The sequence below is a fragment of the Chimaeribacter arupi genome (assembly GCF_002858805.1).
Taxonomy (GTDB): Bacteria; Pseudomonadota; Gammaproteobacteria; order Enterobacterales; family Enterobacteriaceae; genus Chimaeribacter; species Chimaeribacter arupi.
This window is the reverse complement of the sequence record NZ_PJZI01000030.1, coordinates 1-11,828: the sequence shown is the minus strand read 5'-3', so window position 1 is coordinate 11,828 and position 11,828 is coordinate 1. Positions and strand designations below refer to the sequence as shown.

At 58.2% G+C, this 11,828-nt stretch carries 12 protein-coding genes and 1 other RNA gene; 4 read left to right on the top strand and 9 right to left on the bottom strand.

Annotated features, from left to right (window positions below; genetic code table 11):
* Nucleotides 1–28: 28 nt before the first annotated feature.
* The 3 genes from zapA to CYR52_RS16445 all read left to right on the top strand — a co-directional run bounded on the left by zapA (nucleotide 29) and on the right by CYR52_RS16445 (nucleotide 1,348).
* Complete coding sequence (gene zapA / locus CYR52_RS16455) at nucleotides 29–358, top strand: cell division protein ZapA (protein ID WP_072932761.1); 330 nt, start codon at nucleotides 29–31, stop codon at nucleotides 356–358.
* Between the two features lie 118 nt (nucleotides 359–476).
* A non-coding RNA gene (ssrS, locus tag CYR52_RS16450) (6S RNA) lies at nucleotides 477–660 on the top strand.
* 76 nt (nucleotides 661–736) lie between these two features.
* On the top strand, nucleotides 737–1,348 hold the full coding sequence (locus CYR52_RS16445) for a 5-formyltetrahydrofolate cyclo-ligase (protein WP_101828964.1): 612 nt from the start codon (nucleotides 737–739) through the stop codon (nucleotides 1,346–1,348).
* A 55-nt stretch (nucleotides 1,349–1,403) separates the two neighbouring features.
* Here CYR52_RS16445 and serA read toward each other — a convergent pair whose 3' ends face one another.
* Nucleotides 1,404–2,645 carry a phosphoglycerate dehydrogenase gene (gene serA, locus CYR52_RS16440; protein WP_072932767.1) on the bottom strand — a complete coding sequence of 414 codons (1,242 nt, stop codon included), beginning with the start codon at nucleotides 2,643–2,645 and terminating at the stop codon, nucleotides 1,404–1,406.
* Between the two features lie 402 nt (nucleotides 2,646–3,047).
* Nucleotides 3,048–3,704, bottom strand: a complete 657-nt coding sequence (gene rpiA / locus CYR52_RS16435; RefSeq protein WP_072932769.1) for a ribose-5-phosphate isomerase RpiA — start codon at nucleotides 3,702–3,704, stop codon at nucleotides 3,048–3,050.
* Nucleotides 3,705–3,889: 185 nt separating this feature from the next.
* Between rpiA and CYR52_RS16430 the strand changes: the two genes are divergently transcribed.
* Nucleotides 3,890–4,783 (top strand): LysR family transcriptional regulator ArgP, encoded by an 894-nt coding sequence (locus tag CYR52_RS16430; protein WP_072932771.1) that lies wholly within the window; start codon nucleotides 3,890–3,892, stop codon nucleotides 4,781–4,783.
* A gap of 48 nt (nucleotides 4,784–4,831) precedes the next feature.
* Here CYR52_RS16430 and CYR52_RS16425 read toward each other — a convergent pair whose 3' ends face one another.
* The 7 genes from CYR52_RS16425 to CYR52_RS23100 form a co-directional block, all read right to left on the bottom strand.
* A complete protein-coding gene (locus CYR52_RS16425) occupies nucleotides 4,832–5,554 on the bottom strand; it encodes an oxidative stress defense protein (RefSeq protein ID WP_072932773.1) in 723 nt (240 codons plus the stop codon).
* A 263-nt stretch (nucleotides 5,555–5,817) separates the two neighbouring features.
* Nucleotides 5,818–6,435 carry an arginine exporter ArgO gene (gene argO / locus CYR52_RS16420; protein WP_072932775.1) on the bottom strand — a complete coding sequence of 206 codons (618 nt, stop codon included), beginning with the start codon at nucleotides 6,433–6,435 and terminating at the stop codon, nucleotides 5,818–5,820.
* 201 nt (nucleotides 6,436–6,636) lie between these two features.
* Nucleotides 6,637–7,578, bottom strand: a complete 942-nt coding sequence (mscS, locus tag CYR52_RS16415) for a small-conductance mechanosensitive channel MscS (protein WP_072932777.1) — start codon at nucleotides 7,576–7,578, stop codon at nucleotides 6,637–6,639.
* 312 nt (nucleotides 7,579–7,890) lie between these two features.
* Nucleotides 7,891–8,970 (bottom strand): class II fructose-bisphosphate aldolase, encoded by a 1,080-nt coding sequence (gene fbaA / locus CYR52_RS16410; protein ID WP_072932779.1) that lies wholly within the window; start codon nucleotides 8,968–8,970, stop codon nucleotides 7,891–7,893.
* A 121-nt stretch (nucleotides 8,971–9,091) separates the two neighbouring features.
* On the bottom strand, nucleotides 9,092–10,255 hold the full coding sequence (pgk, locus tag CYR52_RS16405; protein ID WP_072932782.1) for a phosphoglycerate kinase: 1,164 nt from the start codon (nucleotides 10,253–10,255) through the stop codon (nucleotides 9,092–9,094).
* A 69-nt stretch (nucleotides 10,256–10,324) separates the two neighbouring features.
* Complete coding sequence (epd, locus tag CYR52_RS16400) at nucleotides 10,325–11,341, bottom strand: erythrose-4-phosphate dehydrogenase (RefSeq protein ID WP_072932784.1); 1,017 nt, start codon at nucleotides 11,339–11,341, stop codon at nucleotides 10,325–10,327.
* A 384-nt stretch (nucleotides 11,342–11,725) separates the two neighbouring features.
* On the bottom strand, nucleotides 11,726–11,828 hold a 103-nt coding region (locus tag CYR52_RS23100), incomplete at its 5' end, for a hypothetical protein (protein ID WP_394854009.1).

Here is an 11,828-nt window from a genome sequence, read left to right as displayed (position 1 = left end):
GACGCGGAAATTGAGGCAGGAAGGTGGCATGGCTGCACAACCGGTAGATATTCAAATTTTTGGTCGCTCATTACGGGTAAACTGCCCGCCAGAGCAACAAGATGCGTTGAATCTGGCCGCAGAAGATCTGAACCAGCGGTTGCAAGATCTGAAAGTTCGCACTAGAGTCACAAATACAGAACAACTGGTTTTCATCGCGGCACTGAACGTGTGTCACGAACTGGCGCAAGAACGCTTGAAAACGCGTGACTATGCCGCCAATATGGAACAGCGCATCCGGATGTTGCAACAGACCATCGAACAGGCGCTGCTTGAACAGGGTCGCATTTCTGAACGTCAGGGTGCCCCCTTCGAATAACCGGCCATCACGGTGTTTCGAAAAAAATGTGCTGTTAACGGCGCAATGAAGCAAAAAATGAATACTTAAGCAGTTGATTTTTAAATGTAAGATCTTTAGAGTCAGCAGCGAGTAAAAAATTTCTCTGAGGTGTTCGTCAGCGGGCCAGTCCCCTGAGCCGATATTTCATACCACAAGAATGTGGCGATCCGTAATTGGTGAGCATGCTCGGTCCGTCCGAGAAGCCTTAAAGTTACGACGCTGCGTTCACCTTGAACCAAGGGTTCAAGGGTTACAGCCTGCGGCGGCATCTCGGAGATTCCCTTCTTTACCCGGCAGCACCCTGTTGCCCGTTCTGTTTACACCGACCCGTTTTCCCGTATGGACACGGTTTCCCCTATGAAAACAGACTTTCCAGCCCAACACCCTGATATTGCCTTGTTACGCCAGCATCTGCGCACGGAAGTCCGTCAGCGCCGCCGTGCCCTGACACCCGGACAGCAGCAGCAGGCCGCCCATCAGGCGGCCCACCAGGTTGCCGGCCATCCGCGTATCCAGGCGGCGCACAGCGTGGCGATTTTCCTCTCTTTTGACGGCGAACTGCCGACCCGCCCCACGATTGAGCGGCTCTGGTCACTGGGCAAACGCGTCGTGCTGCCGGTTTTGCACCCTTTTTCGCCCGGCCACCTGCTGTTTCTGGACTACCAACCGGACACAGAGCTGATTCCCAATCGCTTGCGCATTCCTGAACCAAGGCTGGACGTGCGCCATATTCTGCCGTTGCCGCAGCTTGATGTGATTTTGACGCCGCTGGTGGCGTTTGATGACAGCGGCCAGCGGCTGGGCATGGGCGGCGGGTTTTATGACCGCACGCTGGCACACTGGCGCACTCATGGGCCTTACCCGATTGGGCTGGCGCATGACTGCCAGCAGGTAGAGAGCATCCCTGCTGAAGCCTGGGATGTACCGTTGCCGGAGATTATCACCCCCGGCAAGCTGTGGCGCTGGTGAGCGGCAGGCATAAAAAAACGGGTGCCTGAGGCACCCGTTTCTCTGCGGCAACCGGTCAGTAAAGCAGACGGGCGCGAATCGTGCCGGGGATGGCTTTCATCATTTGCAGCGCGGTGTTAGCGCCGTCTGCGCTGTCGCTTTCGACGTCAATCACCACATAGCCGATTTCCGGGCTGGTTTGCAGGTACTGCGCGGCAATGTTGATGCCCTGCTCTGCAAAGATCTGGTTGATGCGCGTCAGCACGCCAGGGCGGTTTTCATGGATGTGCAGCAAACGGCGGGCATTGGCACCGTGGCTCGGCAGCGACACTTCCGGGAAGTTGACCGCCGACAGCGTAGAGCCGTTGTCAGAGTATTTCGCCAGCTTGCCGGCCACTTCGGAACCGATATTTTCCTGCGCCTCCTGGGTAGAACCGCCGATGTGCGGCGTCAGGATCACGTTGTCGAACTCGCACAGCGGGGAGTTGAACGGATCGCTGTTGGTGGCCGGTTCTTCCGGGAAGACGTCAATCGCCGCGCCGGACAGGTGTTTGCTCGCCAGCGCGTCACACAGCGCCGGGATGTCCACAACCGTGCCGCGTGAGGCGTTGATCAGGATTGCGCCCGGCTTCATCAGTTTGAACTCTTCCACGCCCATCATATTCTGCGTGGACGGCGTTTCCGGCACATGCAGCGACACCACATCGCTCATGTTCAGCAGTTCCGAGAGGTGGCGTACCTGCTGGGCGTTGCCGAGCGGCAGCTTGTTCTCGATGTCATAGAAATAGACCTGCATCCCCAGCCCTTCGGCCAGTACGCCAAGCTGCATACCGATGTGGCCGTAACCGATGATGCCGAGGCGTTTGCCGCGCGCTTCAAACGAGCCGACGGCCAGTTTATGCCAGACGCCGCGGTGCGCTTTGGCGTTGGCCGCCGGGATGCCGCGCATCATCAGCAGCAGTTCGCCAAGCACCATTTCGGCTACGGATCGGGTATTGGAGAAAGGCGCGTTGAACACCGGAATGCCGCGTTTGGTGGCGGCGTTCAGGTCAACCTGGTTGGTGCCGATGCAGAAACAGCCGACTGCCACCAGCTTTTCTGCCGCCGCAAACACCTCTTCGGTAAGCTGGGTACGCGAGCGGATGCCGACAAAGTGCGCATCGCGGATGGACGCTTTCAGCGCCTCGGTATCCAGCGCGCCTTTGTGGTATTCGATATTGGTATATCCGGCAGCACGCAGGTTTTCAACGGTGCTCTGATGGACCCCTTCCACTAACAGAAACTTAATTCTGTCCTTCTCCAGTGATACTTTTGCCATGACCCGACCCTATTTTTTCAGACTTCAGAAATGGCTGTCGTGCAATCTTGTGCAGCAGCGCCGCTTCAACATAACAAATATTCAGCGGGCAGCAATACAAACGATTGCGGGTGGCTCAGCATAAGGCGCACCGGCACCGGGCGTTTTTGGGGAAAAATGCTGGGGAAGCGAAAAGCGCCAGAATGTTAGGAAATTCAAACCGGGGATTGTGATATATGTCACCAAATTTACGCCTGAGAAGAAAAGATATTTCAGCGTAAAAAATATGACCGGTCATAAGCGCCGGCTATGGCCCATTCACCTGCCGCCGGGTGCCGGCAAGCCGCGCAGGCAGCGCCCTGCCCTGTTGGCCCACCGGCCCGGCCGGTTAACCTGCCCCGGCGGCCGGGGCAGATCGGGCGCTTATTTTACCGTCTTCACACCGTCTTTGGTGCCGACCAGCGCCACATCCGCGCCGCGGTTGGCAAACAGCCCCACCGTCACCACGCCTGCGATGTTATTGATGCTGTTTTCCAGTGCCACCGGGTCAAGGATGGTGAGGTTGCGCACATCCAGGATGATATTGCCGTTGTCAGTGACCACGCCCTGACGGTACTCCGGCTGGCCGCCCAGTTTCACCAGCTCACGCGCCACATAAGCGCGCGCCATCGGGATCACTTCCACCGGCAGCGGAAAGTTGCCCAGCACATCCACCTGCTTGGAGGCATCGACGATGCAGATAAATTTGCGCGCAATCGCCGCGATGATCTTCTCACGCGTCAGCGCGGCACCGCCGCCTTTGATCATCTGCATATGGCCGTTGATCTCGTCAGCCCCGTCGACGTAGATGTCCAGGCTGTCGACGTCATTGCAGTCAAACACCGGAATGCCGAGGCTTTTGAGTTTGGCGGTGGAGGCGTCAGAGCTGGAGACCGCGCCGTCAATCTGATGTTTGATGGAGCCAAGCGCGTCAATAAAATGCGCCGCCGTGGAGCCGGTGCCGACCCCGACGATGGTGCCCGGCGTAACGTAATCAAGTGCTGCCCATCCGACCGCTTTTTTCAGTTCATCCTGCGTCATAGTAAGTTCATTGCTCCCGCTGCGAAAACGTGTGCGTATTATAGAGCAAGCGCTGCTGAAAAGGGCGTGCAATCCACGGCGGGGGATCACAGTTATGCCGGGGCAGCACGGTGATTTTGACCCCGCAGCGCGGCAAAATTGTGGCATAGTGCGCTAATACAACGACTTCAGGGGACAGATTTCCAATGAAACGCCCAGACTACCGAACGTTGCAGGCGCTGGACGCGGTGATCCGTGAGCGCGGCTTTGAACGCGCCGCTCAGAAACTTTGCATCACACAATCGGCGGTTTCCCAACGCATCAAACAGCTGGAAAACCTGTTCGGCCAGCCGCTGCTGGTGCGCACCGTGCCGCCGCGCCCGACCGAACAGGGGCAAAAACTGCTGGCGCTGCTGCATCAGGTGGAGTTGCTGGAGGAGGAGTGGCTGGGCAACGACACCGGCAGTGACTCGCCGTTGCTGCTGTCGCTGGCGGTCAACGCCGACAGCCTGGCGACCTGGCTGCTGCCGGCGCTGAAGCCGGTGCTGGCCGACTCGCCGATCCGCCTGAACTTACAGGTGGAAGATGAAACCCGCACCCAGGAGCGCCTGCGCCGTGGGGAAGTGGTCGGCGCGGTCAGTATCCAGCCGCAGCCCTTGCCGAGCTGCCTGGTGGACCAGCTCGGGGCGCTGGACTACCTGTTTGTGGCCTCAAAAGCCTTTGCCGATCGCTATTTCCCGAACGGCGTTACGCGTAATGCGCTGTTGAAAGCCCCGGCAGTGGCATTCGACCACCTTGATGATATGCATCAGGCCTTTTTGCAGCAGAATTTTGACCTCTCCCCCGGCAGCGTGCCCTGCCACATCGTGAACTCGTCGGAAGCCTTTGTGCAACTGGCGCGCCAGGGCACCACCTGCTGCATGATCCCGCATTTGCAGATTGAACGTGAGCTGGAGAGCGGTGAACTGATTGACCTGACGCCCGGCCTGTTCCAGCGGCGGATGCTGTTCTGGCACCGTTTCGCGCCGGAGAGCCGGATGATGCGTAAAGTCACGGATGCGCTGATTGCCCACGGCCATCAGGTTTTACGGCAGGATTAAAAACGGCCCCGCAGGGCCGTTACATTATCATCATACGCGATGACGGGATTACGGGCGCTGTAGCTCAAACACCACATCCACCTGATCATCAAAGTGAATGGTCTGCTGGTCATAGGTTTGGGCGGCGTCGTTCTGCGGCGCGGCTTCCGCCGTTTTGTACATCCGCATCACCGGCATCGGCTGGTAGTTGGCCACATGGTAACGAATGCTGAACACCGGCCCCAGTTTGGCTTTGAAGCCCTCAGCCAGCGCACCGGCCTGCTGGGTGGCATTATCAATCGCCTTCTGGCGCGCCTCATTGCGATAGGTTTCCGGGTTGGCAACACCCAGTTCTACGGCACGGATCTCATTCAGGCCTGATTTCAGCGCGCCGTCCAGCAGATCATTCAGCTTGTCCAGCTGGCGCAGGGTGACCTGCACCTGGCGGGATGCACGGTAACCTTTCAGCTCAGAGCCGCCATCTTTCAGGTAGGTATATTCCGGCTGGGTGCGCAGGTTGGCGGCGTTGATGTCTTTTTTATCAATGCCGTTTTTTTGCAGGAATGAGAAATACTCGGCCACTTTCGCGTCAGCCTGCTGTTTGGCCGTCGCGGCATCTTTTGAGGAGACGTTGACCTCAATGGCCAGGGTGGCGATGTCCGGGGTGGCATCCACGCTGGCGGTGCCTGAGGTCACTACGTGCGGGCCTTCCGGCACTTCAGCGGCCTGCACCATCAGCGGCGCGCTGCCCATTCCCATCATTGCGGCTAAAGCCAATGCCTTTAACTTCACGGTAGCTCCTTATGTATGCGGTGTACGCCGGGAAAAAGTCCCTTCGGCCCTCATTAATCACCCATTATGAAAGGGCAGCAACCCGCTTTTCAATAATTTACCCGCAGCCGGTTAACGGTGGCTGCGGGGGATGTCGGGTGACATGAAGATAAACCAGGCGGTATCAACCCCAGCATAACGTGCCGTTAACGGCACGCCCTATAGGATTACTTCGAATACCGCCGCCCGTTACGTGGTTTTTAACTCACTTCACACTTTTCCACTCAGCGGGAGAGCGCCTGCCAGGCCAGTTGCAGGGCAATACCCCACATCACCAGCCCGACCAACAGGTTAATGATGCGCTGCGCACGCGCCGTCCGCAACACCGGTGCCAGCCAGGCTGCCAGCAGCGCCAGGCCAAAGAACCAGACCAGCGAGGCACAGGCCGCCCCGAGCGCAAACCAGCGGCGGGCCTCCGGCGCAAACTGGCCGCCCAGGCTGCCGAGCACCACAAAGGTATCCAGGTAGACATGCGGGTTCAGCCAGGTCACCGCCAGCAGCGTGGCGACAATTTTCCAGCGGCTCTGGCGCGCAAAATGCGCCTCACTTTGCACTTCCCCCGGCCGGGCTGCACTGCGCAGTGCCCCGAAGCCGTACCACAGCAGGAATGCCACCCCGCCCCAGGTCACCAGCGCCAGCAGCACCGGGGAGCGGCTGAGCAGCGCACTGCCGCCGAACACCCCGGCACAAATCAGCGCCACATCGCTCAGGGTACAGAGGGAGGCGATCATCATGTGGTACTGGCGGCGGATGCCCTGATACAGCACAAACGCATTCTGCGGGCCGAGCGGCAGGATCATGGCGGCACCGAGCAGAAAGCCCTGAAGATAAATAGCTAACACAATACACGTCCTCAATAGAGCGGCCGCAGGTCGCGGCACACAGGTATGGGCGCAGTGTACGGACGCCGCGCTATCAGAGGAAACGCAAAAATCTTATTGCATATCAGTGTGGCTAATAGGCAGGGCCGGCGGGCGCGATGAATGCGTTGCGCCCATAAAAAAGGGGCGCCCGAAGGCACCCCACAGGGTTCACTGCGCGGATCAGGATACGCTGCTGCCCACCGGGCTTTCTGCGCCTTTTTTCAGGCTCAGGTTGCGCTCCTCTTTCGGCGCGTCGGCAGCCGGGGCGGCGGCGGTGTTGTCCGCCTTGTAGAGGTGGACGTCCATCTGCGGGTAAGGAATGCCGATGTTGTGTTTATCCAGCGCACGCTTGAAGCTCTCCAGCGTGTCCCAGAACGTCTCCTGTGCATTGCCGTTGGTGGTCCAGAAGCGCACCACGAAATTCAGTGTGGAAGCCCCCATCTCATTCAGGCGCACCGTGACGCCTTTGTCATGCATGATGCGTTCATCAGCGGCCACAATGTCACCCAGCACTTTTTTCACTGTATCAATGTCGGCATCATAGGCCACGCCGACCACAATCTCGGTACGGCGGTTCGGCTCACGCGAGGTGTTGATGATGTTGTTGGCGATGATTTTACCGTTCGGCACCACCACCATTTTGTCATCCGGGGTGCGCAGCGTGGTATGGAAAATCTGTACCTCTTCCACCGTACCGGCCACGCCGCCCAGATCCACGTACTCACCGGCGCGGAACGGGCGGAAGATCACCAGCAGCACACCGGCCGCAAAGTTAGACAGCGAGCCTTGCAGCGCCAGGCCCACGGCCAGGCCGGCGGCACCCAGCACCGCGATCACGGAAGCCGTCTGTACGCCGATGCGCCCCAGTGCCGCGATAATGGTGAACGCAATCACCCCGTAGCGCACAATCGCTGACAGGAAATCGGATACGGTGTCATCAATACCCCTGGCATGCATGACTTTGCGGAGGGTGCCGGAGATCACTTTGGCTGCCATAAAGCCGATGATCATGATGACAACCGCGGCCACGATATTCACCACGTAATGGATCAACAACCCCTGGTTACGGGCCAGCCAACTGCCGGCGCTGTTAATTCGGTCTACCACGTTCAAATCGTCCATTCATCCCACCTTTGTTATTTTCACAGTCTCCCCCCTGATGCCGGGGGCGTCACACCTGTCGTTACTCTCTGCCCGGCTTCGCATCCGGCAAGGCACCGGTGCAATAAAACCCCGAAGATTGCTAAGGTTTTCAAGCCCGGCAAGCACGTCTATAAGGGTAACTAACAAAATCCGCTCCCGCCAACCCACAAGCCGTGATCCGGTGGCGGATGCTGATAAACGGGCCGATCCGGCCGAAAAGCGCACAGTTGCTGTCCGGCAGGCATAAAAAAAGGCCCCCATCCGGGAGCCTTTTGTTTGTCAGAAAATCGATTACAGCACGTCGATCGCGTTCAGTTCCTGGAACGCCTGCTCCAGGCGGGTCACCATGGAGCTCTGCGCGGCACGCAGCCAGACGCGTGGATCGTAGTATTTCTTGTTCGGCTGATCTTCGCCTTTCGGGTTGCCCAGCTGGCTCTGCAGGTAGGCTTCGTTTTCTTTGTAATACTTCAGGATACCTTCCCAGTTGGCCCATTGGGTGTCGGTATCGATGTTCATTTTGATTACGCCGTAGCTGACGGAATCTTTGATTTCCTGCGCAGAGGAACCGGAACCGCCGTGGAAGACGAAGTTCAGGCTGTTGTGCGGCAGGTTGTGTTTTTTGGACACGAATTCCTGAGAATCACGCAGGATGGTCGGGGTCAGTTTCACGTTACCCGGCTTGTACACACCGTGAACGTTACCGAAGGAAGCCGCGATGGTGAAGCGCGGGCTGATGGCGTTCAGCTTGGTGTACGCGTAGTCCACGTCTTCCGGTTGGGTGTACAGGGCGGACGCGTCCATATGGCTGTTGTCCACGCCATCTTCTTCACCGCCGGTGCAGCCCAGTTCGATCTCCAGGGTCATGCCCATTTTGGACATGCGCTCCAGGTACTTGGAACAGATCTCGATGTTCTCTTCCAGGGACTCTTCGGACAGGTCGATCATGTGGGAGGAGAACAGCGGTTTGCCGGTCGCGGCAAAGTGCTTTTCACCTGCATCCAGCAGACCGTCGATCCACGGCAGCAGTTTCTTGGCACAGTGGTCAGTGTGCAGGATAACCGGCACGCCGTAGTGCTCTGCCATCTGGTGCACGTGGTGTGCGCCGGAGATAGCACCCAGGATAGCCGCGCCCTGCGGGATATCGGTTTTCAGGCCTTTACCGGCGATGAACGCCGCGCCACCATTGGAGAACTGAACGATAACCGGTGCTTTGACTTTAGCGGCGGTTTCCAGCACAGCGTTGATGGAGTCGGTACCCACGCAGTTAACTGCCGGCAGTGCGAAGTTGTTTTCTTTCGCTACCTGGAACACTTTCTGAACGTCATCACCTGTGATGACACCCGGTTTTACGAAATCAAAAATTTTAGACATTTTACGTCGTCCTGTTTCGTCGGCCGTAGAGAGAAATGAATCGGTACGCCGTTGCGCCCTGCCCCAGAAACGCGGGGCGTAACAGCAGGAACGGGCAGCCTGCGCGGCCCGTCCAGGTTAATTACTGCTTGGCACGCTCTTCCAGCATCACAACTGCCGGCAGTTTTTTACCTTCCACGAACTCCAGGAAGGCACCGCCGCCGGTGGAGATATAGGAAATTTTGTCAGCAATTCCGAACAGATCGATTGCTGCCAGAGTGTCACCACCGCCTGCGATGGAGAATGCGTCGCTGTCGGCGATTGCCTGCGCGACAATTTCGGTTCCTTTACGGAAGTTCGGGAACTCGAATACCCCTACCGGGCCGTTCCACAGAATGGTCTTGGCGTTTTTCAGGATCTCAGCCAGACGCTCAGCGGAGGCATCGCCCAGGTCAAGGATTTGCTCATCATCTTTGATGTCGTTAACTGATTTCAACGTGGCCGGTGCGGTTTCGGAAAACTCCGTGGCGACGCGCACATCGGTCGGCACCGGAATGTCACAGGTTTCGAGCAGTTTTTTCGCTTCATCGGTCAGGTCGGCTTCATACAGGGATTTACCGACGTTGTGGCCTTGTGCAGCCACGAAGGTGTTGGCGATACCGCCACCGACGATCAGCTGGTCAGCGATTTTGGAGAGGGAATCCAGCACAGTGAGTTTGGTGGAGACTTTGGAGCCGCCCACAATCGCCACCATCGGGCGGGCCGGGTTACCCAGCGCTTTGCCCAGGGCTTCCAGTTCTGCAGAGAGCAGCGGGCCGGCACAGGCCACCGGCGCAAATTTGCCGACGCCGTGGGTAGAAGCCTGCGCACGGTGCGCGGTACCAAAAGCGTCCATCACGAAGACGTCACACAGTGCGGCATATTTCTTCGCCAGCGTTTCGTCGTCTTTCTTCTCGCCTTTGTTGAAGCGGACGTTTTCCAGAACCACCAGTTCACCTTCTGCAACGTCAACGCCGTCCAGATACTCTTTCGCCAGGCGCACCGGGGAAGAGAGCTTATCTTTCAGGTAGTTCACAACCGGCAGCAACGAAAACTCGTCGTTGTATTCGCCTTCGGTCGGACGGCCCAGGTGAGACGTAACCATGACACGTGCGCCTTGCTTCAGCGCGGCTTCAATCGTCGGCAGGGACGCGCGGATACGTGCGTCAGAGGTCACTTTCCCCTCTTTTACCGGCACGTTCAGATCAGCACGGATCAGTACGCGTTTGCCGGCCAGATCCAGATCGGTCATTTTAATTACAGACATGGTGAACCCTCTCGTTGATTCTCTTTTAAAGTTGCTTGAGCGGCGCGCCGGGAAAACCGGTGCACCGTACTAGAAACCGCTCGCGGCCATTGCCCTGGTGGTGTCTAACATCCGGTTGGCAAAGCCCCACTCATTGTCGCACCAGACCAAAGTCTTAATCAGGTGCTGTCCGCTGACCCGCGTCTGCGTGCCGTCAACGATGGCACTGTGCGGATCATGGTTAAAATCTATCGAGACTAATGGTAGTTCCGTATAGTCAACTATACCACGAAAAGCCCCCTGTGCGGCCTTTTGCAACAGCAGGTTGACGTCACGCACCGTCACACAGGCCCCAACAAAAACGCTGAGATCAATGGCGGTGACGTTGATGGTCGGCACCCGTACCGAGATCGCTTCAAAGCGATCCTGGAACTGCGGAAAAATGCGCGTGATGCCCGCAGACAGCTTGGTATCGACCGGAATAATCGACTGGCTGGCGGCGCGGGTACGGCGCAGATCCGGGTGATAGGCGTCAATCACCGGCTGGTCGTTCATCGAAGAATGGATGGTGGTCACGGTGCCGGATTCAATGCCGTAGGCGTCGTCCAGCAGTTTGATGACCGGGATGATGCAATTGGTGGTACAGGAGGCGTTGGAGACAATCCGGTCCTCGCGGTGCAGGGCGTCATGGTTGACGCCATATACCACGGTGGCGTCGAGGTCATGCCCGCCCGGATGGGCAAACAGCACCTTTTTGGCCCCGGCGGCGCGGTGCGCCTCGCCATCGGCACGGCTGCCGTAAACGCCGGTGCAATCCAGCACCACATCCACCCCAAGCTCGCCCCACGGCAACGCAGCCAGCGCCGGCTCATGCAGCAGGCGGATGGTGTCATCCCCCACTGACAGCACATCGCACTCCTGCCGCACATCCCAGGCGAAGCGCCCGTGGCTGGTGTCATATTTCAGCAGATGCGCCATGCCTTCAGCCTGCGCCAGTTCGTTGATCGCCACCACAGAGATTTCCGCCCGGCGGCCGGATTCATAGAGCGCGCGCAACACGCTGCGGCCGATTCGGCCAAACCCGTTTATCGCGATGCGGATGGTCATGCTATTCCCTGATTTACGGTCACTGTGCCAGCCTCATAGAGTAATGCAGCACGCCGCCGGGAGGAATCCTCCCACCGCGTTTACATCATCACATCAATAGTGTGATCAGCGTCACATTCTTCATTTTGCTGGGATATTTCCCAACTGAAACGGTTCAGCCGAGCATAAACCAAAGCCATCCTAAAGAAAATGATCTGACCCCAGCCTAAGACGATCCTGATGCAATCGCTGGAAAAAACGCCAGTTACCAGAAGGCAGAGGTGTGAATACGCCGGTCATGCGCGGCAGCCTGGGGCAGGAAAGCCACTTTGCCCCTCTTTCTGCGTTTTTTGCCCATAAAAAAAGCGCCCCATCGGGGCGCTTGTCAGCTCAGGCGGTCCGGGCTTAGCCCAGCAGCGCTTTCGCCTTGCTCACCACGTTCTCCACGGTGAAGCCGAACAGCTCGAACAGCTTCTCCGCCGGGGCGGATTCGCCGAAGGTGGTCATG

Bases quoted from the DNA above. Each gene is read 5' to 3' on its own strand.
- serA (WP_072932767.1), bottom strand. From the start codon at position 2,645: ATGGCAAAAGTATCACTGGAGAAGGACAGAATTAAGTTTCTGTTAGTG.
- zapA (WP_072932761.1), top strand. From the start codon at position 29: ATGGCTGCACAACCGGTAGATATTCAAATTTTTGGTCGCTCATTACGG.
- CYR52_RS16430 (WP_072932771.1), top strand. From the start codon at position 3,890: ATGAAACGCCCAGACTACCGAACGTTGCAGGCGCTGGACGCGGTGATC.
- fbaA (WP_072932779.1), bottom strand. From the start codon at position 8,970: ATGTCTAAAATTTTTGATTTCGTAAAACCGGGTGTCATCACAGGTGAT.
- mscS (WP_072932777.1), bottom strand. From the start codon at position 7,578: ATGGACGATTTGAACGTGGTAGACCGAATTAACAGCGCCGGCAGTTGG.
- pgk (WP_072932782.1), bottom strand. From the start codon at position 10,255: ATGTCTGTAATTAAAATGACCGATCTGGATCTGGCCGGCAAACGCGTA.
- rpiA (WP_072932769.1), bottom strand. From the start codon at position 3,704: ATGACGCAGGATGAACTGAAAAAAGCGGTCGGATGGGCAGCACTTGAT.
- epd (WP_072932784.1), bottom strand. From the start codon at position 11,341: ATGACCATCCGCATCGCGATAAACGGGTTTGGCCGAATCGGCCGCAGC.
- CYR52_RS16445 (WP_101828964.1), top strand. From the start codon at position 737: ATGAAAACAGACTTTCCAGCCCAACACCCTGATATTGCCTTGTTACGC.